Below are 21,808 nucleotides of genomic sequence, written 5' to 3' on the forward strand. Positions count from 1 at the left end.
CGGGCGAGTAGACCTTCATCACCATAAAAGATGCCTCCTACCCGACCTCTACCGGGGCCGGGATCAGAGGTGTCCACCACTCGGGGACAGGCCCCATCAGCTCCTCGCCGTGGCCTTGGCAAGGGCCTTGTCGACCCCGTGTGTGTACTTGTTCACCCGGTTGCCGCGCTCGGTGTGCGGCCGATGTCGCGGTCTTTGAGCCGGTAGGAGTCTCCCTTCAAGGAGAGCACATCGGCGTGGTGGACGAGACGGTCGATCATGGCGGCGGCGACGGTGTCGTCGCCGAAGACCTCTCCCCAGCGTCCGAACGGCTTGTTGCTGGTCACGATCACGGAGGCGCGTTCGTAGCGGCCCGAGATCAGCTGGAAGAACAGGTTCGCCGCTTCTGGTTCGAACGGGATGTAGCCGACCTCATCGATCACCAGAACGGGGACGCGCGCCAGTCGGAGGAGTTCGTCCTGGAGCTTGCCGGTGGTGTGGGCGGCGGCCAGGCGGTCGACCCACTGGGAGGCGGTGGCGAACGCGACGCGGTGTCCGGCCTGGCAGGCGCGGATGCCCAGGGCGATGGCCAGGTGCGTCTTGCCGGTGCCGGGCGGGCCGAGGAAGATCACGTTCTCCCTGCCGGTGATGAAGTCCAGGGTGCCCAGGTGAGCCACCGCCTCCCGTTTCAGCCCGCGCAGGTGAGCGAAGTCGAACTCCTCCAAGGTCTTGCGGGCGGGGAAACGGGCCGCGCGGATACGGCCTTCGCCGCCGTGGGCCTCGCGGGCAGCGACCTCGCGCTGCAGGCAGGCGGCCAGATACTCCTGGTGTGTCCAGGACTCGGCGGTGGCGCGTTCGGCGAGCCGGCCGGCAGCGTCCAGCAGGGCCGGTGCCTTCAACGCGCGGCTGAGGAAGGCCAGTTCGGCGGCGACGTCCCGGGACGCGGTGGTGCGGGTGGCCATGGCGTCACTCCTCTCCTCCGCCGCCCTCGATCAGCTGGAAGACGCGGTCGTAGGCCGGCAGATCCGGCTGCGCGACCTCCACCACCGCGGCGCCGGCCCCGGTCTGGCGGTACTGGCTGCGCATCGCCGTGGCGGCATCGGCGTGGTCGGGGTCGGTCAGCGTCTGGTGGCGGGCCCAGCAGCGCGCATGGCCGACGACCAGGCGGCCGTCCAGATGAGCCCGTACTGTTTCGGTGTCCGCCTCGATCCGCACGATGCGCCCGATCGCGGCCGGGTGGACGGAGTAGTCGCAGGTGTCCAGGCGGATGTAGTGGTCGCGGCCGATCCGCACCGAGGTCTGCCACCAGCGCGGCGGCGCGGTCGGCGGCAGCGGCAGCATCGCGGCCCGGTCGGCCTCCCACCGCTCGGCCGGACGGGCATCCAGGGCGCGGTGCACCCGGCGGTTGGCGACCTCAAGCCATGCGGTCAGCTGCGTGTTGAAGTCGGCCGGGGAAGTGAACACCCTGCCGGGCAGGAACGACGTCTCCAGGTAGCCGTTGGCCCGCTCGACCAGACCCTTGTGGAGCCGCCGGATCTCAGCCCAGTCCTCCACACCGATCACCTCTTCCACCTGACTCCCATGGAGCCAGACTGATCACTTGATCACGGAAGGGGTCACTTTTCATCGACCGAAAGGGGGTCACGGTTCAAGGAACGGCGACAGCAGGCGAGGACTGCATTCCTCGCCTCGGCCCGCGGGGCGCTGGGCTCCCCCGCCGGCGCGCTCTCGGGCGGATGACGTCAGCGACACCTGCTCGCCGAACTGACCACCCTGAGCTGTGCCCGACAGCGGCTTGATCTTCTCTCGTGACGCCCGGACGCCAGCGTCCCCGTGCGCGGGTAATGCCGTGTCCGGCGCTCCCCTGCCCGCTTCCGTCGAGGGGGCAGTTGGCCGGTGACTGAGGCGAAGCTCTGGAAAGGCGGACAGAACACCCTGAACTTTCATGTCGCGCTCGACGGCCGGCCGAGCCAGAAGGCGGCCACGGAGGGCTGGTCGATGCCGAGGGTGGAGCCGTCGTGCGGCAGGAGTTCGGTTGGTGCGATGTAGCCGTCACCCGGTTCGAGGCGGATGCGCAAGCAGCGCAGCGGGTGCCCATCGGTGACGTACTGGCGTACGTGCTGGGTGTGGGGGTAGTGCCGGCCCGAGTCGGCGTGGAGTGTGCGGCAGATCTGCTGGATGTCGTGGTCGCCGATAAGCAGGTAGCGAGGGCCGGGGCCAAGGTTGAGGCAGAGCCGGCGGCGGCCGTGGTGGCGTCTGGGGTAGGGCAGCCGGTCGAAGTTGTCGACGTGCAGGCCGATGCGGCGACGGGTGGCGGAGTCCTCGGTGGTGGTGGCCCAGTTGCCGGGGCTGGCCGTGCAGCCCAGGAGCTGAGTGGGCCATCGGCCGTTGAGAGGGTCGAGCCGGGCGGCGGTTTCGATGCGGCCTGCCAGGTCGTCCGGATCAAGGTCCGGCAGCGGTCGGCTGACGAGCTCGATCCGGACGCTGTCTGGTGCCGAGTCGTCGGCGCGGTGCTGCTCGGCCTCGTCGGAGGTGATGGCCTTCCAGTCTTCGCCGGGGACGATGGCGCCGTCGTCGTAGCCGGGTTCGTTGTCGGTTTGCCGGACCGGTGCGATCTCGCACCGGTCTCGTATGTCGTCGAACGTGCCGAATACGAGTCGCGGCCCCATGGCCGATCCTCCCGAGGACGAGTGCGGAGCTACCGGCCGTCGAGGTCTTCACCGAAGGTGACGTCCAGCTCCGCGGCGAGGGCCTCGGCCAGCTGGAGCGTCTGGGACTGGTCAATGACGATCTGCTTGAGCGAGGCGAGGCTCCGCAGCTGGGAAAGGTCGTTGCCCCGCAGGTCCAGGCCGCGGTACTTCCCGCCGTCGAACTCGGTCAGTCGTAGATCACAGTCGTCGATCAGGGCGGCGCCCAAGTCGCAAGAGGTGAAGGTGGTCTCCCGCAACGAGCATTTGGAGAAGATCACGGGGCCGGCGGCCCGGACGCGGGTGAGGGTGCTGTAGTCGAGCTTGCAGTTCTCGAACAGCACGTTGTCGAGCGTGACGTCTTCGAGTGTGGCGCCCATGAGCTTGCAGTCGCGGAAGACGGCTCGGGAGATCTTGCTATCGGTCCAGTGCAGGGATGCCAGGTCGCAGCCGGTGAACTCCACGGAGTCGACGCGGAGCTTCTCCAGCCGGGCGCGCTGGGCCTTCAGACCGGTGATCCGTCCGTCCATCAGGTGGGTGTCGGACAGGTCTAGGTCCCGCAGATCGGCGTCGGCGTAGTGGAACTCCGCTACCCGGCCACGGCCGCCCTCCAACGAGGTCACGTTGGACAGGTAGAGACCCGGCTCGTGCAGGGAGGGGAGCGTGACGCTCGTTCGGCGGATCGTGCGGGTGTCCATCAGTGGCCTTTCATCGCAGTGACTCGGTCGCCGGTGCTGCTGGCACGCCCGGGTCCTGCCAGCAGCGGACCGGCTTACTTCTTGTTCCAGTTGTCCCAGGTGGGACGGTTGTCGAAGGGGGCCGGGGTCTTCGCCCAGTTGTCCCACGTGGGCTGGTTGTCCCACGCTCCTTCAACGACCGCCGGGGGCGGGGCGTCGCGCGTGGCTGTCAACTCCATCACGACGGGGGAGTCGGATGTGGCGAGTCCTTCCAGGACGGTCATGTGATGGCCTCCTTGGTCGCGAGCGTGGACAGGGCCGTGACCAGCGCCTGCCTGGAGACCCGGCAGTAGTTGGTCTCGGTGGTCTCGAAGGTGCCGTTCTCGAAGTAGCGGTTGGCCGCCTGGGCGCCGCGGCAGAAGTCGAAGAACTCGCACTCGGCCTCGCAGCGGTCCAGCCCGGTGAGGAACTCCCGGACATAGCGGAGGCGGTGGGCGTCGCGGAGAATCTCGGGCAGCGGCTGTTCGAGGATGTTGCCGGCCACGAAGTCGCCGTACTCAGGCGCCGTGGTGTCGGCGAGTTCCGGGGAGAGCAGGACCACGTCGCCTTTCCAGGAGATTGTGGGGATCGGGTCGAGGCGGCGCTGGTCCCACACGGTTCGCCGTCCGGTGCGGATGAGGTGGAGATAGGCGGCGAGTCGCTCGACCTCCCGTACGGCCAGGGCCTCGCCGTGCTCGCGGGTCCAGGTGATCGTGCGGCGCCAGAACTCCTCGGCCTGGACCGGAGTGGGCGGCTGCCGGTCGGTGTTGATCCCCTCGATCTCCTCGATGTTGAAGCCCGCCGAGTGGCAGCCCACCCCTGCGAGGAACTCCAGCAGCTCCTCCGGCTTGGTGATGCCCTCGGTGCCGACGACCGAGATCACGGAGAACGGGAGGCCGTGCTCGCGCAGCTGTGCGATGCCGCGCACGATCCGGTTGAAGGCGGGCTTGCCACGAAGGTCGACGCGCTCGGCGTTCACGGCGGCCGGGCCGTCGATGCTCACCCCGACGCGTACGTCGTACTCGGTCAGCAGGTCGCACCACGTCTCGGTGATCAGCGTGGCGTTGGTCTGCACGTAGTGGTGGATCCGGTCCGCGCGGCGCAGATCCTCGAACGGCGCGAGCAGGGCCGTGAACGTCCGCTGGCCCACGGCGAGCGGCTCGCCGCCGTGCCAGACGACGCCCATCGGATAGTCGGCGTCCTTGAACTGGGCCACCGCTTCCGCCAGGGCCTCGGCGACCTTGGAGGGCATCTGGTGCTTGAGCTTGCGAAAGGGAAGGTAGCAGTACCGGCAGTCCAGATTGCACCAGGTCGTGGGCTGGACCACGACGGTCTGCGGAGCGGCGAACCGCTGCTGGTAGCGGGCCCGCCACGGGGCTGGGCGAGAGCGCATTGGGGTCCTCTCCTCGGCGGACATGGACATCGCAGGATGCAGGGACCCGGTCGGGCCCCGGAGTTTGCTGCCAGACGGCGGTGGCCGGCGAACTCGCCTATGCCGTGGCGTCTGGGGGTCGGTGTGCCGTGTCGTCAGGCTGCTGCGGGCTGCGCCTGCGGGTGGTTCTTCGCGGCCTGGTCATGCACCCTGGGGAAGAGCTCGGTGCGCTCTTCTCCCTCGGCTCCTGGGCGTGGAGGTCGCCAATACCGCCGGTAGACGTCGCTGCTCATGACCATCGAGGCGAAGAACGGCAGGTGCCCGTCACAGACGAAGCCGAGGCGGTCGCGCAGGCTGAGCGTGCAGATGAGCTGGTTGGCCTTCAGTAGCTGCGTGTACTCCTCGACGTCCATGTCCTCGGGCGTCCAGAGCCTGACGAGGTCAGGATGGGTGGACATCCGCGCCAGCCAGTCGAGCTGGATCCGCGCGACGATCGCCTCGTTCCGTTCGGCCTGGTGCCGCGCGTCCTGCTTGAGGCGGGCGGCTCCGCCCACGGCGGTGGTGAGGGAGAGGACAGCACCGGAGGCGAGGACGGTGGTGGTGAGCTTCATGCGTGAAGGGTCCTCTCGTGAAGCGGGGTTGTGGACGAGCGTCCGCCTGGTGGGGAATGTGGGGATCCGCTTCTTCATCCGACCCCCGCGAGGACAACGGTCGGGGCGTCGTCGACACAGTGATCCGGGGTGTACCGACGACGCACCGTCTTGAGGGCGACGGCGATCGGTGGCAGCCCGACGGTGGCCCTTCGCTCGTCCAGAGATTCCGGCGCGCGCAGCGGGCACAGCTCGATGCCGTCGGCTCGGAGGAAGAGCTGGGTTCCGTACTCCTGGTCGTGCCCGTTGTTGATCAGGACGCGGTCGTGCAGGTGTGCCCAGTGCTGGATGAGCGCATCGTCGGCCTTGACCGCACGCTCCAACAGGGTGGCGGCGGCGCGCTGGAAGTCGGATTCGTCGTTGCTGTGAAGTGCGATGCTCCAGGCGGCGCGGGCGGCGGCGGGGCCGACGAGGCGGTGGCCGGGCCAGTCGTGTTCGGCCAGGATGCGGCGCAAGACCTTGGTGTTGGCGTGGTCGGCGTGTCGGCCTCGGCCGAGTTCGACGGCATCGAGCTGGTTGCGCACTCGTTGGGCCCGGCGCGCGGCCGACTCCGCGGCGCGGACGATCAGCTCGCGTGCTAGGTCGGGCCGCTGCGGTTCGGCGGTCGTCACGCGTTGCCCCGATCGTCCGGGGCTGCCTGCGGCTTGTGGACCCGGCAGCCTATTAGTGCACTCAGCCCGGACCGGTGCTCAGCAGCCAGTTCGAGGCGGGCGACTCGGTCACCCTTTCGTCCGGGGACGGATCCCCGCACCTCCCAGCCGATGTCGGTGAGCCGACGCAGAAGGGCGGCGGTGGGCTCGGCTTCGAGGGCGTGGCGGGCCAGTGCCTCGGTCCGTACGAGCGGACGGTCGAGTCGGGCGGCGAAGTCGGACGCCCAGAGGGTGGTCAGCCGGGTGATGTCGTCGGGCTGGTCGGGCAGGGTATGGACGCAGTCCAGGAAGAGGCACGGGCCCTCGCCCCATCCGAGGTCGGGGTCGAGTTGCGGGATCATGCAGGCCAGCAGCTTTCCGTCCTCGAACAGTCCGGCCGGCTGCGTCCGCAGGGATCGGAAGAGAGCCGGGATGTCGGCTCGGGCGGGCACGGGCAGACTGTGCATGGTGAGCCAGCGCTGGCGGTCCTGAACGAGAGCGGCAGCTTCCTCTCGCTCGGCGTCCGTGCGCAACGTGCGCATCTCGTATGCGGAGACCAGCGGCGTCGGCGCGGACGATGCCGCAGCCGATCGCTCCTCGCGGACCGGGGGAGTCGTGGGCCTGGTCACTTGTTCGCTCCGCTCCGCGTCGCGTGGGCCTGCTCGGCCGTCAGCAGCTTCCAGCCGTGCGCCAGGACCACCAGTCCGGTGGTGTCCTGTGCTCCCGTGTCGGAGAGGAGCTGGTCGAGCGCGGCGCGCAGGTCGGCCGGGGCGAGGTTGGCGGCGCGGGCGATGTCGAGGGGCTGGCTGTGTTCGGTGACGGCCTTGAGCAGGTTGATCTGCTCGGTGCTGATGTCCGGAGAGGGCCGCTGCGGTGTCGGGGCGGTGATCTCTTCGGCGTCGAGGAGGCGGTGGGCGACGACGGCGAGGGAGCAGCGTTCGGGGCAGTGCATCTTCCAGCGCACGGTGCGCAGCGTGGAGTGGACGGTGCCCAGCTTGAGCTGGGTGGCGGCTGCGATCTCGCGAGCGCTCAGGCCCTCCACAACGTGCTGGGCGAGTCGCAGTTCGGAAGGGGTGAGGCGTTGTGCTGGGGTGGGGGCGGTCATGGCGGGTTTCCTCGTCGGTGCCGGTCAGTTGGACGTGGTCGGGCGCAGGCGAACGGGGACGGTGGTGTGACCGTTGCTGATCAGGCTGGGCAGCCTGCGCAGCTCCTCGGGGTTGGTGGCGAGCTGGGCGTCGGGGAAGCGTGCGAAGAGCAAGCGCAGGGCCGTGGTGACTTCGAGACGGGCGAGCGGGGCACCGAGGCAGTAATGGACGCCATGGCCGAAGGCGAGGTGCTCCTTGCTGGGGCGGGTGGCGTCGAACCGGTCGGCGTCCTCGTGCAAGGCGGGGTGACGGTTGGCGGCGGCATAGGAGGCGAGGATGGCGTCGCCGGTTCTGATGGTCTGCCCGTCGGGGAGCGTGATGTCGGTGCGGGCGTAGCGCAGGGGGAGGTGTTTGACCGCGGGCTCGTGGCGCAGGGTCTCCTCGACGATGTCCTGCCAGGTGCACCGTCCGTCCCGGACGTGGGCGAGCTGCTGCGGGTCGGACAGCAGGGTGGTGAGGGCCTGGTCGATGACGTTGGCGGTGGTCTCGTATCCGGCGCTGATCATCAGCAGGAGCGTGTCGCGGAGTTCGGCGTCGCTGAGGGCGGAGCCGTCGCCCTCTTCGTCGCGGGTGGTGATCAGCAGCGAGGTCATGTCCTCACCGGGCACGGTGCGCTTGGTCTCGATGAGAGCGTCCAGCAGGCCGTAGAGGGCGGCGGTGTTGGCGGCCTGTTCCTCGGCGGTGAGGTGGGTGGCAAACACGTTGTCGACCACGGTGCGGAACTCGGTGCGCCGGCTGGCGGGGACGCCCATGAGCCGGCCGATGACGGCGATCGGGAGCGGGTAGGCGAGGTGCTCGCGCAGGTCGACCGTCTCGCCGGCCGGGAGCGTGTCGAGGTCGTCGAGGATGCCGTTGACCAGGGTTTCGATGTCTGCCTGGAGGGTGGCGGTGCGGCGGGCGGAGAGGGCGGGGGCGATCATGCGGCGCAGGCGGCTGTGGTCGGTGCCGTAGGCGGTGAACATGTTCTCCACCGCGATCCACAGGGCCAGCGGCCAGGTGGGGACGGTCTCGGCGAAGGCCGGCCAGTGGGCGCGGCCGTCCTTGGAGACGTCCTTGCTGGTGAGCAGCTGCTTGAGGAGGGCCGGGTCGGAGACGGACCAGGCGCGTACGCCGAGGATGTCCACCAGCGTGGCGGGGCCGCGGTCGCGCAGGGCCTGGTGTTCGGCGTCCGGGTCGCTGCCGGTGGGGTCGAGAACGAGTATCTGCTGCTCGGGCACGTCAGGGTCTCTTTCAGCCGGTGGGGAAGGTGACCGGCAGGGTCACCAGGGAGCGGTGGAACGGGCCGGGACGCCAGGTGAGGTCCTCGCGGCGGGTGTCGAGGTCCATCTCGGGCAGGGCGTCGAGGATGTGGAGGATGGCGGCTTCGGCGATGAGATAGGCGTGCGAGCTGGCCGGGCAGCTGTGCGGGCCGGCGCCCCAGGCGAGGTGGGCGCGGTTGCCCAGCGGCGCCCGTGTTCCCAGGGCGGGGTCGTTGTTGCAGGCGGCGTAGCTGATGACCACCGGCTCGTCGGCCGTGAGCAGGTAGCCGCCGATGTCGGCGGGCCGGGGAGGGTAGGTCATGGAGAAGTTCGCGAGCGGGGGGTCGCGGTACAGGACCGTGTCCAGGGCTTCGCGGACGGAGGCGTCTCCGGCGTGCAGGTCTCCGGAGAAGTCGGGGTTGGTGAGCATCTCCAGGAGTGTGTTGGTGATCAGGTTGGTCAGTGGTTCGATGCCGGCGCCGTAGAGGGTGATGAGCTGCTGGCCCAGTTCGGTGTCGTTTAGCTGGGCGACGTGGACGAGGAGTCTGCTGGTCACGTCGTCGCCGGGATGCCGGCGGCGCAGGGTGACGAGGTCCGCGACGGCCTGGGCGAGGATTTGGTTGCCGATGGAGGCGTTGACCCCGTCGAAGATCTTGGCCATGCCGTCCGCGATCCGGTGGCCGACCTCGTTGGGGCAGCCGAGTAGGTGGCTGAGTGTCTGGAAGGCGAGCGGCCAGGCGTACTGGGACAACAGGTCGGCCTTCCCGTCGGCCTTGAAGGCGTTGATGGCCTGGGCGGCGACGACCTCGACGTGGTCACGCAGCGCGTGCTGGTCGACAGCCTGGAGAGCGGCGGTGTTCGCGGCCCGGTAGCGAGCATGCTCGGCGCCGGCCGAGCGCAGGGCGTTGGGGCGCCACTCCATCATCGGCCGGATGGGGCAGGTGTCCGGGACGGACGTCTGCCACCGGCGCGGGTCTGCGGGGAAGCGCTGCGGGTCGCCGAGAATGCGGCGGGCCTCCTCGTAGCCGATGACCAGCGTCGCGGGCACGCCGGGGGCCAGATCCACCGGGACCAGTGGCCCGAACTGGACGCGCATGCGCTGGTAGGCGATGTGCGGGTCTTGGGCGAAGTCCGGCTCGTACAGGGGGATGCGGTGGGTCGCGGTGCTCACGGTCGGGGCTCCAGAGGGTGCGCGAGGCGGGCGAGGTATTCGGTGAGCTGGATCAGGGCCTGCATGCAGGACGCTCGCTCGCGGGCGTCGCAGACGGTCAGCGGTGTGTGTCCCTCCAGGGCGAGGGCTTCGTGGACCTCGGCGAGGGGGTGGTGGGGGGCGCCGTCGAACTGGTTGACCGCGACCGCGTACGGCACGCTGTTGTCTTCGAGGAGGCCGAGGATCTCGTGGCAGGCGTCCAGGTCGCGGGGGTCGACGAGGACCAGGGCGCCGAGGGCTCCGACGATCAGCTCCTCCCACAGGAACCTGAACCGGGCCTGGCCCGGGGTGCCGAAGAGATACAGCACCAGGTCGTCGCTGAGGTGCTTGCGCCCGAAGTCCACGCCGACGGTGGTGGTGGACTTCTCCGGCGTGCGGACCAGGTCGTCGACCAGGGCGCTGGCCCTGGTGATGGTCTCTTCCATATGCACGGGTGGCACTTCGGAGACGCTGCCGACGAAGGTCGTCTTGCCCACGCCGAAGGCCCCGGCTACCACGATCTTCGCGGTAGCCGTCACCGTCGGCGCGACGAACCGGTCAGGCGTGAGCGCGGAGGCCATGGAGGACCCTTTCGATGAGTGAGACGGGAGGGCGTTCGTCGTCGTGGCTCTGCGCGAGGGTCATGAGCCCGTGCCCTATGAGGTCGGCGACGAGAATGCGGGTGGTCGAGGGCGGCAGGGCGAGTGCGGAGGCGATCTCGGCGACGGCCAGTCCTCCGCCCTGTGCGCCGGCGAACAGGGCGAGCAGGCGGCGTGCGTCCGGATTGAGTCCGGGAAGGGTGCCGGTCGCGGCGAAGACCACGCTCTCCAGGCGCACGTCCGTGCTGGGGCGGGTGCGCCCGCCCGTGCGGACGTAGGGCCTGACCAGGTCGGGATCCTGCCGCGGCCTGCTCATGCCGGCGGTGCTTCCGCGCCGTCGGCCACCCGGGTCTTGACCCCCAGCTGGTCACCGACACTGGCGGCCAGGCGCAGGGCAGCTTCGCTGATCACGCCGATGTCGGCATGGGGACTTGTGGTGCGGACGGCGAGCATCGTGTTCTCCCCGGCCGGGATGAGCAGGGAGATGTGGCCGACCGACTCCATGACGAACTGGCGCACGCCCCCGCCGTCCGTCTCACGGTCGTAGGCCCGCGACGCCCCCCACAGCGTGGAGGCGATGGCCGCGATCTTCTCCGCCTGCTCGCGCGGGAGCCGGGGCGTATGGTCCGGGCTCATGCCGTCGGCCGCGACCAGTACGGCGTACCCCACGCCGTCGGTCTCCTCCAGGCGCTCCAGGAGCCAGCCGATGTTCTTCTCGCTCATGCCTCGTGTCCTTGCTCGTCGTCGATCTTGCGGAGGGCGGCGTAGCTCTGCTCGGCGCGTGCAGCCTGGGTGCCGCGAGCCCAGGCGGCGATCACGCTCGCGCGCCCCGGTTCTGCGTTGGCCGGGCGGCGTGCGGGAGCGGACGCGGGAGCGCCGCGCCGGTTGCGCACCGTCAGCCCGCTGGCCGTCGTGCGAGTGGCGGCTTGTTCACCGAAGGGCTCGGCCGGTGGCGACTCCGGGGCGGGCGTGGGTTGCGGTCGTATCGCAGCCGGGGCGAGCGCGAGCCGCCCCTCCAGGACGGGCTCCAGCGCGCCCTGTGGAACACCTCGCGCCGCCTGCACAGGCACAGGCGAAGCCTCGGCCACTGCGGTGAGGAGGTCCTGGGGAAGAGTGAGGAGCGCGCGGGTGCCCAGCAGGGCGTTGGGCGCCTGGACATCGACCCGGAATCCGTACGCGTGCGCGAGAGCCGCAGCGACCCTGAACCCGGTCTTGGGGAGGGCACCGAGCTGCGTGATGTCGTCGGTGCGCTGGCCGGTGAGAATGTCCCGCGCCTCCTCGAGCTGCTCCGGCGTCATCTGCAGGCCGCTGTCGTCCACGATGACGGTGACCCCGTGATGGCCTTGTTCGAAGGAGACGTGGACACGTGACGGCGGCGGTGAGAAGCGCAGCGCGTTGTCCAGCAGGAGGGCGAGAGTGTGCACCACGGGTCCGACCACACGGGTCTTCACCGCGACGGTCAGCTCCTGGGGCGCCACGCGCTGGTAGTCCTCGACGTAGCCCATCGCGGCCCGCACCACATCGGTCAGCGTCGTGGTGTTCCAGTGCCGGGTCAGCTTGCCGCCGGCCAGGACGGTCCAGCCCTGGGCGACCAGCAGCGTCTGCTGGACGGTGCGGTCGATCCCGGTCAGCGTCTCGAAGGCGTCGTCGTCCTTGTGCGTCCGGACACCCTCGCTGACCCTGCGGCTGGTCCTGGCGGCCATGCCCACCAGCGCCGACGACACGCTGCGCACCGCGGCCTCCGTCGACCGCACGGCGTTGGCACGTACGCGTGCGATCTCTTCCTGCGCGGCCGTGTGCGAACGCCGCAACTCCTCCGCCCCGACCGTCCTCGCCTGTTCGATCTCCTGGTGTGACGCGTACTGGAGGTCGCGGACCACGGCCTGGACGACACCGGCCGTGGCCTTGACCGCGTGTTCCAGCTGCTCACCGACCGCGGTGCCGGCCAGTTCCGGTGAGAGGGGAGGCACGGCGACCCGGCCGCCCGCCTTGTGGATCTGCGGCAGCGCCTCGTGGACCAGCCGGTACAGGGCCCGCTCGGTGGCCTGCTGTCGGCGGCCCAGGAGATGAGCCTGCTGCCGCGCCGTCTGCCAGCGGCGGCGGGCAACCCAGGCCGCCGCCGCGGCGACGATGGCCGTGAGGGCGAGCAGGACGATCGCGATGACGGCGAGGACGCTCATCAGACACCCGCCGCCACGAGGACGTCCGCTTCGGACGCGGGCGCCCCCGAGCCGAGCTGCTGCAGGAGAAGCGCGGATCCGATGACCCCGATGTGGCTGTACGCCTGCGGGAAGTTGCCCAGCTGCCGTCCGCTGCTGGGGTCGTACTCCTCCGCGAGCAGGCCGAGGTCGGTACGCAGGGCCAGGAGCCGGCCGAAGAGGGCGTGGGCTTCGTCCAGGCGGCCGGTCAGGGCGAGCGCGTCGACCATCCAGAACGAGCAGAGCAGGAAGGTCCCCTCGTCACCGGCCAGGCCGTCGAGTCCGGTGCGCTCGCCGGCGGTCGGGTACCGGCGCACGAAGCCCTCCGGGGTGGACAGCTGCCGGCGCACCGCCTCCACCGTCCCGAGCACCCGGGGATCGTCCGGAGGCAGGAAGCCCATCCGGGGGATCAGCAGCAGGGCGGCATCGACCTCCTGTGACCCGTAGGACTGGGTGAAGGTGTTGCGGGCCGGGTCGAAGCCTCGTGTGCACACGTCGTGGTGGATGGCCTCGCGCAGCTCGATCAGAGCGAACAGGTCCGCGTCCAGAGCGCCGGCCTCGACCAGTCGGATGGTGCGGTCGACGGCCACCCAGGTCATGATCTTGGAGTGCACGAAGTGCCTTCGCTTTCCACGGACTTCCCAGATCCCCTCGTCGGGTAGCTGCCACCGCTCGGTCAGATGCTCGATGAGCCGCTGCTGGAGGACTGCGGTGTCCTCGCAGCGGGCGACCCCGCTGCGGTGTGCGAGGTAGAGGGTCTCGATCACGTAGCCGTAGACGTCGAGCTGCAGCTGGTCGGCCGCCCCGTTGCCGATCCGGACCGGAGCGGAGTTCTCGTAGCCGGGCAGCCACTCCAGTTCCCGCTCCGGCAGGTCCCGTTGACCGGTGATGCCGTACATGATCTGCAGGTTCTCCGGGTCGCCGGCCACGGCCCGCAGCAGCCACCGGCGGAAGGCGTCGGCCTCTTGCCGGAACCCCGACCCGAGCAACGCGGCCAGGGTGGTGGAGGCGTCGCGCAGCCAGGTGTAGCGGTAGTCCCAGTTGCGTCCGCCGCCGAGTTCCTCCGGCAGCGACGTGGTCGGCGCGGCGACGATGCCCCCGCTGGGCGCATACGTCATCGCTTTGAGCGTGATGAGCGATCGGACGACGGCGTCGCGGAACGGCCCGGTGTACGTGCACTGGCTCGTCCAGTCCTCCCAGAACGCGAGAGTCGCCTGGAGCGCGGCCTCGGGCTCCGGGATCTCGGGCGCGGGTCCGTGGGAAGGCCGCCAACTCAGCACGAACGCAACGCTCTCGCCGGCGGCGACCGAGAAGGAGCTGACGATCGACCCGTCCTTCTCGGACTGCTCGGTGGCCGTGTCCAGCCACAGGGCGTCCTCGCCGCCCTCCGCGACCATGCGTCCGCTCACCTCGTGGACCCACGGACTGATACGCCCGTAGCCGGGGCGGGCGCGCAGCGTGGACGCCATGGACACCTGGCCGGTTGTGCCCTCCACGATCCGCATCACCTGCGGCGCTCCGTCCCGCGGCGGCATGAAATCGGTGACCGTCACGCTGCCTGATGCCGTCGTCCACGCGGTCTCCAGCACGAGGGACTGGCCGACATAGCGCCGTACGGCGGTCGCGCCGGCGCCCTCCGCGTACGCGGCGGCGGGTGCCATGCGCCACGCTCCGTGCTTCTCCGTACCGAGCAGGGCGGCGAACGGCGCCGGCGAGTCGAAGCGGGGCAGGCACAGCCAGTCGATCGAACCGTCGTCGCAGACGTGGGCGCTGGTCTGCATATCGCCGATCAGGCCGTACTGCTCGATACGCGGAAGACGTTTCATCGTGTGGATCTCCGTTAGGCCCCGCGGATCCGGGGGTGGTGTTGAGACCGCCGCAGCGGCCGGGGAGGGTTGGGAAGGAGAGATTCCGGTGGTCACCGGCGTGAGGGAGGGACGATCCGAGGTGGCGTGGACTCCTCATCGGCCGCAGCAGGGCCGGCCGCGCGCTCGCCGCGAAAAACCAGCCAGGCCATCGGCCCGAGGACCAGCCCGATGAGCACTGCCCCGGTGAGGGTCATGTCCGCGGCACGGAAGCGGCCCAGACCAGACAGGCAAGGGCGACCGCGAAGACCGCCCCTCGTAGCACGTTGATCCTCGGCTTCCGCCAGAGCTGCCCGCGCTTCGGACGCATCGGCCCGGTACCGCTGCGCTCTACATGCCCGACGAGCTCCTGGGTCGCTTCGGCGAGCTTCACCAGGTACACCCGGCTGGGCATGAAGCCCTCGGGGACACTCTCCGAGCAGAGCTGCTGCGCACGCAGCAGGGTAGGGCTGTCCGGAGTGGTCCGTGCTCCCAACTGGGCGACGTGGCCGCGCAGAAGGCGAACGAGGTCCTCCACGTCGGCGGCGCTCTCGGGCAGCGGCGAATCCTCGCCCAGTACGAGCGCCACCGTCTCCGCCGCGGCCACCACTTGATTCCGCTGCGGCGCTGACTCCGCGGTGACGTGGCCTCGCCGCTTGCTCTCGCCCACGCGCTGGGTGTCGCCTCGGCGAGGGACTGGCGAAAGACGCATGACACAACTCCTGTTCGGATCGACCCAAAGTGAGCCGAGATCACCGTGTGGCACCGACGGCTGACGTGCGAAGTGAGTGATGCAGCCGCTACGTTGAGCGAACCGTGAATGGCCGGCGAGCGGTATGCCCACGCCGCCCGCAGGGCCGTCAAAGGCGTCAAAGATCATTTCGGAACCGAGGGGCAGTCCATGGCCCGTGAACGAAACGTCGCCCTCGCCGCACTCCTGCGCGAAGCAGGGTGGTCCCAGCCACAAGCAGCCGCCGCAGTTGCCCGAGTGGCCGCAGAGAGCGGTGTGCGCGAGCTCGACGCGGTCTCCCGCTCGCACATCGCCATGTGGGTCCAGGGCACAAAGCCCAGTGGCAGAGCGCCGCATATCCTGCGCGAGACGCTGTCCCGCAGACTCGGCCGCCGCCTCGCCCTGGCCGACCTCGGGCTGGAAGGGCCGACAGGCACGACCGACAGCGGTTCCGACTGGAGCGTCGACCCTCTGAACGCACTGGCCGAGCTGGGAAGCGACGATCTCGACATGCACCGACGCAAACTGCTGGCTACCGCCGCCTACTCCGCGGCCGACCTCGCCCTGCCCACCGCCTCGTGGTGGGCGGCCGCCCCTGCCGAAGCGGCGAAACGCCGACCGGCATCCCCGCGCCCGGTGACCCAGGAGGACATCAACGATGTCCGCGATCTCACGGTCTACTACTCCGCGCGTGACCAGCAGCGAGGCGGCGCCTCCGGCCGCAAGGCCCTCGCCAGTCACCTGCTCGACGAGGCGGTGCCGCTGCTCGGTGGCAGATTCCGCACGGATCAGCTCCGTCGCGCCACGTACTCGGCCGTGGCGGAGATGACGTACCTCGCGGGCTGGATGGCCTTCGATGCCTCTGAGCACCGCACCGCCCAGCGCTACCTCACCATCGCCGCCCGGATCGCGGCGGAAGCCGGAGATGGGCCGCTCGGCGGCCACGTCCTGCGCGCCCTCGCTCACCAGGCAGTGGATCTCGGGCATCCACGCAGGGCGCTCGCCCTGGCCGACGCCTCGATGTCCCGTGACCACTACGGCCAGGCCAGCCATCGCGAGAAGGCACTGCTGGCGATCGTCCACGCACGCGCATTCGCGGCCGACGGCGACCGGGCCGGTACCCTCGCGGCCATCAACCGCGCAGAGCGGGACCTCGCCCGCGCCGACACCAACGAGGCACCGGCCCGCGTCGGCTTCTTCCAGGAAGCCTCCCTCGCCCACGAGACTGCCTGTGCTCTGCGTGACATGGGACAGCCACTCGACGCGGAGATCCACTACAAACGCAGCGTCGTCACCCGCCGACGCCAGCAGTACGCCCGCACCCACAGCGTCACTCTCGGATACCTCGGCGCCGTCCAAGTCCAGCAAGGCCGCCTCGACGAGGCATGCGCCACCTGGAACCAAGCACTCGACGCCATGACAGGCGTCCAATCCGGCCGCGCCCGCGACGTCATCGTCCGTATACAGAGCGACCTCTCGCCCGTCCGGCAACGCGGCGGTCGCCACGTCACCGAACTGGATCACCGGGCGCGCAGCATGCTGCGGGCCATAGTCTGATCGCGACACAGGCTTGGGGCGCCCTGCGACAGCGCGCGGGCCCGCATCTCCAACGGAGAGGAACCAGTACCGGTGACGACGTACGAGGTGGAATCGATCGCGACGGTCGTCGGCGGCCACACCCGCGTTCAGGACGACTACCAGAGCGGGGTCGAGTCCGTCATCCGCCTCAACGAGGCGTACCCCCTCGAAACGCTGCAGGGAATCGAGGAGTTCTCCCACCTGACGGTGACGTGGCGCTTCCACCTGGCGCAGCCCGAGGATGTCCAACTCCACGCCCGCAGCCCCCGGGGCAACGCGCAGTGGCCGGCGACCGGAACATTCGTCCACCGGAATCACCGGCGACCCAACCAACTGGCCGTCAGCTACCCGAGGTTGCTGGGCGTGGAAGGCCGCGATCTTCTGGTGACGGATCTCGACGCGGTCGACGGGACGCCGGTCGTGGACCTGGCCCCTTACTTTCAGGAGATGGGACCCCGAGGTGCGATTCGCCAGCCGGCCTGGCCGGGCGAGATGCTTGCGACCTACTGGCATGACGTGTTGGAGCGCTCGTAGACAGGCTTGCCGTGAGTCCTCGACGGTGGCGCCCCCGCGGGCATTCATCACGGCCTGCCCGCGGGGATACGGAAGGTAGACCGGGAGGTACGGGCGTCCTCGCTAACCTCCCCCTCCCCGGGGAGGTTCCGCACCAGGGCCGGGCCCCGGCCCGAAGCCTCGTTCGGGTTTGCCGAGCGCATCGTCGCCGACGATGAAATGCCGTCGGCCTTCGCGTCGGCTGCGTCGGCCTTGGGGAACGGCGGCGAGTGCCGGCACATGGTGGTGGTCCTTTCGGGTCTCTTGTGAGATAGGGGAGTTGTGACTACGCGGAGTGCAGGATCGTGGCCCAAACGTCTTTGCCGTGCGCAGTGGACGAGCAGCCGTATCTGTCGCTGAGCTTCTTGATCAGCACCAGGCCGCGACCGCCTTCGTCGTTGTCGCCGGCCGAGACAAGGGCCGGGAGCCGGGGGTGCGGGTCACTGACGCACAGGAAGACACCGTCAGGAGTGCGGGTGAGAACGACCTTCACTCGAACCGAGGACTCATCCTCCCTACGGGCGTGCTGGAAGGCGTTCGTCAGCAGTTCGGAGGCGGTGAGAGTGACCCGCCAGTCGAGTTCGGTCAAGCCCCACAGACGCAGGCACGCACTGACGAGGTCACGCACGCGCGAGACGGCTGTGGCTGTCAGAGCGATGTCGATTTCGCATGCTCCGGAGCTTGTCCGGACCGTCGCGCTTGTGCTCTTCGTGACGGGCTGTTGAGCCTCCATCAGGTCTGCCTTCATGGGGGAGTCCCTCGTTCGACGAAATCTCTCCAATCGGCGCCGGATGCGGTGTGTACTGGGGTGGCGGCCGTGAGCAACCATTGAGCCAGGCCGACAGAACCGCGTGCAGATCTTGATGCGGAAACCTCGATCTTCCGTTTCACGAGCGAGGAACAGCCCATGCCAAGACCCGAGAAGCAGTTGACTCCGGATGCGTCTCCGCGTGACTGGTTCGGCTATGAACTGCGGACCTCGCGCAAGAAACGCGGCCCTCTCACGCACGCTGAATTGGCCGCCAGAGTGCAGGTCAGCAGCTCACTCATTGAGAAGATCGAGAAGGGGACTGCCACTTGCTCGAAGGACTTGGCCGAGCGCCTGGACGAGGTCCTGCAGACCGGCGGCGTCCTCACCAGGGCGTGGGGAATGGTGTTCAGACAAACGGAAAAAGCCCGCCCCGAAACGGAAAGTGCACCCCCCAGCAGGGCAGAGGCGTCGGTTCAGGTCCATGAAGGCTGCATCCTGGGCGGAGGTAGTACAACACCTCCAAGTGGGAGCCCTGCCTCTGTGGACCGTCGCGCCTTCCTTGCCACGAGTGGCCTTGCCGCCATCGCACCCATAGACCTCGTCCACCTCGTTTCCCCAGCCGCCCCCCGGGAGATCCCGACTCAGATCCGCCCGCGCGAGATCGGACAGCTGAAGTCGCTCGCTGATGTCATCCACCGCCAGGACAACGAGCACGGAGGCGGCGGCGCGGTACGAGAACTCGCCCGCGGCGCCATCACGTGGGGCGCATCCCTGCTGCCGGTCCCGTGCCCCGAGCCACTGCGGCCCGAACTTCTGGCATCCGTGGCCCGGCTAGGGATCGTTGTCGGCGCCTCGCAGTTCGACGCTTACGCCCACGACGACGCCCGAGTCAGCTTCCGGCTAGCCGCCGAGTGCGCGGAAGAAGCCGGGGAGTGGCACTTGCGCGCCAAGACGTACTCGTTCATGGCCCGGCAGGAAATCTGGGTCGGAGACCCGGACACCGGTCTCACACACGCGGAGAAGGGCCTGGTGCGCTCCGACCGCCTCACTGCGACCGAGCGCGCCATGCTGCACACCGCGCGTGCCCGCGCCTTCGCCAAGATGTGCGACGTGGGCAACACCCTGCGCGCGGTCGGAGAAGCCGACGCCGCCTTCGAACAGTCCGACCCGGCTCAGGATCCACCGTGGATGGCGTACTACGACGATGCCCAGCACCACGGCGACACCGCTCACGCGCTGTTCGATCTCGCGGTCCACGCGGACGAGGACCCGGGGCAAGCCGGCCGCCGCTTCGAGATCGCGGTGAAAGGCCACGGCGACGCCTTCGCCCGCTCGCGTGGCATCTCTGCGACGAAGCTCGCTTCCCTGGTCATGGCCAAGGGCGGCGATCCGCGGCACGCGGTTGTGCTCGGTCATCGAGCATTGGACGATGTCGGGAGGCTGACCTCGTGCCGGGCTGCAGACGACCTGCGGGAACTCGCCCGGTTCGCGGGCCGTTACCAGAGGCTCTCCGAGGCCAGGGACCTGCGCGAGCGCATCGCGGCTACGGTGCAGGCGTGACCACTTCACCCACGCCCACCCCAGCAGTACTACAGGCGGCGTGCCTCGCCGTCGGCCTCGACGCGACGGACGCCGAACCGATACGGCTCGCCGAGAACGCCATATGGCGTCTGCCCGGGGGGACCGTGGTGCGCATCGCCCAGCCCGGCCAGTCCGCCGCCGCAACGCGTGAGGTTCAGGTCGCCCGCTGGCTGGCCACCCAAGGGCTGCCCGCCGTACGTGCCCTCGACCTGCGGCAGCCGGTAACTGCCAACGGGCACCCGGTGACATTCTGGCAAGAGCTGCCGCCACACGAAATCGGGACCGTCGCCGACGTCGTCGCGCTCCTCAAAAAACTGCACGCTCTGCCGAAACCAGACCTGCCGCTGGGCGAGCTGGACCCGTTCGTCCGGCTGGTCGAGCGCATCGAAGCAGCAAGCACCATCTCTGACGATGACCGGCAGTGGCTGCACGGCCGGCTCGCATACCTCAAGGGCCAGTGGGCTACCAGACCGAAGGGCCTGGCGGAGTGCGTAGTCCACGGAGATGCATGGGTCGGCAACGTGGCGCGCACGGCGGCCGGCCCGTTGCTGATGGACTTCGAGCGCGCTTCGTTCGGCCCGCCGGAATGGGATCTCGTGTCGACCGCGGTGAAGCTCACCACGACCGGCGCGGTGTCTGCCCACGAGTACGCCGAGTTCTGCGAGACCTATGGCACTGACGTCACAGAGTGGGAAGGGTATGAACTCCTCTCCTCAGCACGTGAGTTGCGGATGGCGACCTACGTTGCGCAGCACGCTGCCACCCACCCGGAATGGCGTCGCGAGGCACAGTACCGCATTGACTGCTTGCGCGGCCGGTGCGGGGCGCCACCGTGGCGATGGAAGGGGATCATGTAGCCCACGGACCGGTCCCACTACGAGCTGCTCACGCTTGTACGCATACAAGGAGGCTGCTTTGCCAACCAAGCGCCGTGGCCTGATTCTCGACTTCGGCGGTGTGCTCACCACCCATATGAGGCTGAACGGGCAGGCGTTCGAAAGGGCAGAGGGCCTGAAGCCCGGCGAATACTTCGCGGCCCTCAACGACAATCCCGAAGGCGTCGCGATCTACGCAGCGCTGGAAGTGGGGAAGGCGACGCAGGAGGACTGGAACCGTGTCATCGGCGGCATCCTCGGCATCGACCCCACCAACTTGATGCAGCGCGCGCTCGCCAATCTCCACCCCGAGCCGCAGATCGTCGCCGTGGCGAAGCGCGCCCGCGCGGCCGGAATCAAGGTCGCCATGCTCAGCAACAGCTTCGGGATCGAGCCCTACAACCCGTACGCTGACAAGGGCATGTGGACCGGTTTCTTCGACGCGGTGATCCTCTCGGAGTTGGAGGGTGTACGGAAGCCGTCACCGCTCATCTACGAGCGAGCCCTCGGCGCCTTGGAGCTGACTGGCCCGGAGTGCGTGTTCGTGGACGACCACGCGGAGAACCTGCCGCCGGCCGAGACCCTAGGCATCAGGACTGTGCACCACACCACGGACCCGGTCGCTACTGCGGCCATCCTGGACTCTCTCCTGTTTGACCCAACCCCGGCCTGAGCCAACGGAGGCGTACATGCGGGACTCAAACCCGACGGACCACTCGACGGGCTTACACGCTCCTCTGCCGAACCGACTTGCTGACAGTCCGACGGCACTGTTCGTGTACGGCACTCTCCAGTTCGAGATAGTGCTTAGCGGTCTCATCGGACGCGTCCCCCAGCGCCAGCCCACCACCACGCTGGGCTGGCGCGCAGCGGCTCTCGAAGGCCGCGTGTACCCCGGTCTTGTCTCCGCTCCCGGCTGCGAAGCTCGCGGCCTGTTGTTGACGGGTATGAGCGAACGGGAGTGGAGAGTCCTCGATGCCTTTGAAGATGATCGGTACGACCTGCAGCGCATCGAGGTGACCTGCCGCTCTGTGGCCTGGGGTTACGTCTGGCCGGGCGGAGAAGTCAAGGCGGAGGACTGGGACGCGGCAGAGTTCCAGGAGTGCCACCTTCAGGCGTACGCCGGGCGTTGCGCCCGGATCGCTTCGGAACTGGCGGCCAGAGCTGGCTGCTGAACCAGTGCGCGGTTGATGTGCCTGCGGCGTTGACGAGCGCTCATGTCCGCCGCGCTCGGGACCGCCCACACATGCGAACGCGGAGTACAGGTCAGAACGAGGGGCGACCCAACTCTGTCTCCGCTGCCGACTGCGACATTCCCTCCTGGCGCTCCGCGACAAGGGCTTCGCCGTGCCTGTCACGTTCCGAGCGCACCGCCGCTGAGCTGGCAGTCCGCCACGAAGCGGGCGTCACGCGACTACGCCGAAGCCCTGGGGAGTGTCGAAAAATAAGTCCTTGGTCTTGGCGTGGTCATGAGCTCGCGAGATCGCGCCCGGCG

Annotated in this window: 25 protein-coding genes; 6 read left to right on the top strand and 19 right to left on the bottom strand. The window is 69.1% G+C overall.

Features of this window, described 5'->3' with window-relative positions; genetic code table 11:
• Nucleotides 1-152: 152 nt before the first annotated feature.
• The 18 genes from istB to ACFV9M_RS39485 all read right to left on the bottom strand — a co-directional run bounded on the left by istB (nt 153) and on the right by ACFV9M_RS39485 (nt 14,958).
• A complete protein-coding gene (istB, locus tag ACFV9M_RS39400) occupies nt 153-941 on the bottom strand; it encodes an IS21-like element helper ATPase IstB (protein ID WP_385077672.1) in 789 nt (262 codons plus the stop codon).
• Nucleotides 942-945: 4 nt separating this feature from the next.
• Nucleotides 946-1,533 (bottom strand): hypothetical protein, encoded by a 588-nt coding sequence (locus ACFV9M_RS39405; protein WP_385077669.1) that lies wholly within the window; start codon nt 1,531-1,533, stop codon nt 946-948.
• A 389-nt stretch (nt 1,534-1,922) separates the two neighbouring features.
• Nucleotides 1,923-2,648: a hypothetical protein gene (locus tag ACFV9M_RS39410; RefSeq protein WP_385077666.1), complete on the bottom strand. Its 726-nt coding sequence runs from the start codon at nt 2,646-2,648 to the stop codon at nt 1,923-1,925.
• Between the two features lie 29 nt (nt 2,649-2,677).
• A complete protein-coding gene (locus ACFV9M_RS39415) occupies nt 2,678-3,364 on the bottom strand; it encodes a pentapeptide repeat-containing protein (RefSeq protein WP_385077663.1) in 687 nt (228 codons plus the stop codon).
• A 74-nt stretch (nt 3,365-3,438) separates the two neighbouring features.
• Entirely contained in the window at nt 3,439-3,627 is a 189-nt protein-coding gene (gene amcA, locus ACFV9M_RS39420; protein ID WP_385077660.1) for a multiple cyclophane-containing RiPP AmcA, read from the bottom strand.
• Nucleotides 3,624-4,775: a cyclophane-forming radical SAM peptide maturase AmcB gene (amcB, locus tag ACFV9M_RS39425; RefSeq protein ID WP_385077657.1), complete on the bottom strand. Its 1,152-nt coding sequence runs from the start codon at nt 4,773-4,775 to the stop codon at nt 3,624-3,626. The genes amcA and amcB overlap by 4 nt, the downstream gene beginning before the upstream one ends.
• Nucleotides 4,776-4,909: 134 nt before the next feature.
• On the bottom strand, nt 4,910-5,365 hold the full coding sequence (locus ACFV9M_RS39430) for a DUF6082 family protein (protein WP_385077654.1): 456 nt from the start codon (nt 5,363-5,365) through the stop codon (nt 4,910-4,912).
• A 74-nt stretch (nt 5,366-5,439) separates the two neighbouring features.
• Nucleotides 5,440-6,015 carry a DUF6624 domain-containing protein gene (locus ACFV9M_RS39435; protein ID WP_385077651.1) on the bottom strand — a complete coding sequence of 192 codons (576 nt, stop codon included), beginning with the start codon at nt 6,013-6,015 and terminating at the stop codon, nt 5,440-5,442.
• On the bottom strand, nt 6,012-6,662 hold the full coding sequence (locus tag ACFV9M_RS39440; RefSeq protein ID WP_385077648.1) for a hypothetical protein: 651 nt from the start codon (nt 6,660-6,662) through the stop codon (nt 6,012-6,014). The genes ACFV9M_RS39435 and ACFV9M_RS39440 overlap by 4 nt, the downstream gene beginning before the upstream one ends.
• Entirely contained in the window at nt 6,659-7,138 is a 480-nt protein-coding gene (locus tag ACFV9M_RS39445; protein WP_385077645.1) for a LuxR C-terminal-related transcriptional regulator, read from the bottom strand. Before ACFV9M_RS39445 ends, ACFV9M_RS39440 begins: the two co-directional genes overlap by 4 nt.
• Nucleotides 7,139-7,162: 24 nt before the next feature.
• Complete coding sequence (locus ACFV9M_RS39450; protein WP_385077643.1) at nt 7,163-8,395, bottom strand: cytochrome P450; 1,233 nt, start codon at nt 8,393-8,395, stop codon at nt 7,163-7,165.
• Between the two features lie 13 nt (nt 8,396-8,408).
• Nucleotides 8,409-9,587, bottom strand: coding sequence for a cytochrome P450 (locus ACFV9M_RS39455; protein ID WP_385077640.1), 1,179 nt, complete (start codon nt 9,585-9,587; stop codon nt 8,409-8,411).
• Nucleotides 9,584-10,186 (bottom strand): ATP/GTP-binding protein, encoded by a 603-nt coding sequence (locus ACFV9M_RS39460; protein ID WP_385077638.1) that lies wholly within the window; start codon nt 10,184-10,186, stop codon nt 9,584-9,586. Before ACFV9M_RS39460 ends, ACFV9M_RS39455 begins: the two co-directional genes overlap by 4 nt.
• Nucleotides 10,164-10,520, bottom strand: coding sequence for a DUF742 domain-containing protein (locus tag ACFV9M_RS39465; RefSeq protein WP_385077635.1), 357 nt, complete (start codon nt 10,518-10,520; stop codon nt 10,164-10,166). The genes ACFV9M_RS39460 and ACFV9M_RS39465 overlap by 23 nt, the downstream gene beginning before the upstream one ends.
• On the bottom strand, nt 10,517-10,927 hold the full coding sequence (locus tag ACFV9M_RS39470) for a roadblock/LC7 domain-containing protein (RefSeq protein WP_385077632.1): 411 nt from the start codon (nt 10,925-10,927) through the stop codon (nt 10,517-10,519). Before ACFV9M_RS39470 ends, ACFV9M_RS39465 begins: the two co-directional genes overlap by 4 nt.
• Nucleotides 10,924-12,384 (bottom strand): ATP-binding protein, encoded by a 1,461-nt coding sequence (locus ACFV9M_RS39475; protein ID WP_385077630.1) that lies wholly within the window; start codon nt 12,382-12,384, stop codon nt 10,924-10,926. The genes ACFV9M_RS39470 and ACFV9M_RS39475 overlap by 4 nt, the downstream gene beginning before the upstream one ends.
• Nucleotides 12,384-14,228: a glycoside hydrolase family 15 protein gene (locus ACFV9M_RS39480; protein ID WP_385077626.1), complete on the bottom strand. Its 1,845-nt coding sequence runs from the start codon at nt 14,226-14,228 to the stop codon at nt 12,384-12,386. Before ACFV9M_RS39480 ends, ACFV9M_RS39475 begins: the two co-directional genes overlap by 1 nt.
• Before the next feature lie 232 nt (nt 14,229-14,460).
• The gene (locus ACFV9M_RS39485) at nt 14,461-14,958 is read right to left on the bottom strand and encodes a DUF6415 family natural product biosynthesis protein (RefSeq protein WP_385077623.1); all 498 of its coding nucleotides are present in this window, start codon (nt 14,956-14,958) and stop codon (nt 14,461-14,463) included.
• A 189-nt stretch (nt 14,959-15,147) separates the two neighbouring features.
• On the opposite strand from ACFV9M_RS39485, the gene ACFV9M_RS39490 reads away from it, so the two are divergent.
• The gene (locus tag ACFV9M_RS39490) at nt 15,148-16,533 is read left to right on the top strand and encodes a Tat pathway signal protein (RefSeq protein WP_385077620.1); all 1,386 of its coding nucleotides are present in this window, start codon (nt 15,148-15,150) and stop codon (nt 16,531-16,533) included.
• Nucleotides 16,534-16,605: 72 nt separating this feature from the next.
• Nucleotides 16,606-17,088: an SAM-dependent methyltransferase gene (locus ACFV9M_RS39495; RefSeq protein ID WP_385077617.1), complete on the top strand. Its 483-nt coding sequence runs from the start codon at nt 16,606-16,608 to the stop codon at nt 17,086-17,088.
• Nucleotides 17,089-17,392: 304 nt separating this feature from the next.
• Here ACFV9M_RS39495 and ACFV9M_RS39500 read toward each other — a convergent pair whose 3' ends face one another.
• The gene (locus ACFV9M_RS39500) at nt 17,393-17,854 is read right to left on the bottom strand and encodes an ATP-binding protein (protein ID WP_385077614.1); all 462 of its coding nucleotides are present in this window, start codon (nt 17,852-17,854) and stop codon (nt 17,393-17,395) included.
• Between the two features lie 159 nt (nt 17,855-18,013).
• On the opposite strand from ACFV9M_RS39500, the gene ACFV9M_RS39505 reads away from it, so the two are divergent.
• From ACFV9M_RS39505 to ACFV9M_RS39520, 4 genes are read left to right on the top strand one after another with little or no spacing between them, the layout of a single operon-like run.
• Complete coding sequence (locus tag ACFV9M_RS39505; RefSeq protein ID WP_385077610.1) at nt 18,014-19,417, top strand: multiprotein-bridging factor 1 family protein; 1,404 nt, start codon at nt 18,014-18,016, stop codon at nt 19,415-19,417.
• Entirely contained in the window at nt 19,414-20,295 is an 882-nt protein-coding gene (locus ACFV9M_RS39510; protein ID WP_385077607.1) for an aminoglycoside phosphotransferase family protein, read from the top strand. Before ACFV9M_RS39505 ends, ACFV9M_RS39510 begins: the two co-directional genes overlap by 4 nt.
• A 58-nt stretch (nt 20,296-20,353) precedes the next feature.
• Entirely contained in the window at nt 20,354-20,986 is a 633-nt protein-coding gene (locus ACFV9M_RS39515) for an HAD-IA family hydrolase (RefSeq protein ID WP_385077604.1), read from the top strand.
• Nucleotides 20,987-21,002: 16 nt separating this feature from the next.
• Nucleotides 21,003-21,488 (top strand): gamma-glutamylcyclotransferase family protein, encoded by a 486-nt coding sequence (locus tag ACFV9M_RS39520; RefSeq protein WP_385077601.1) that lies wholly within the window; start codon nt 21,003-21,005, stop codon nt 21,486-21,488.
• The last annotated feature ends 320 nt before the right edge of the window (nt 21,489-21,808 follow it).

Origin of the sequence: Streptomyces sp. NPDC059895, assembly GCF_042731035.1 — a bacterium.
In the GTDB taxonomy this organism is placed as follows: domain Bacteria; phylum Actinomycetota; class Actinomycetes; order Streptomycetales; family Streptomycetaceae; genus Streptomyces.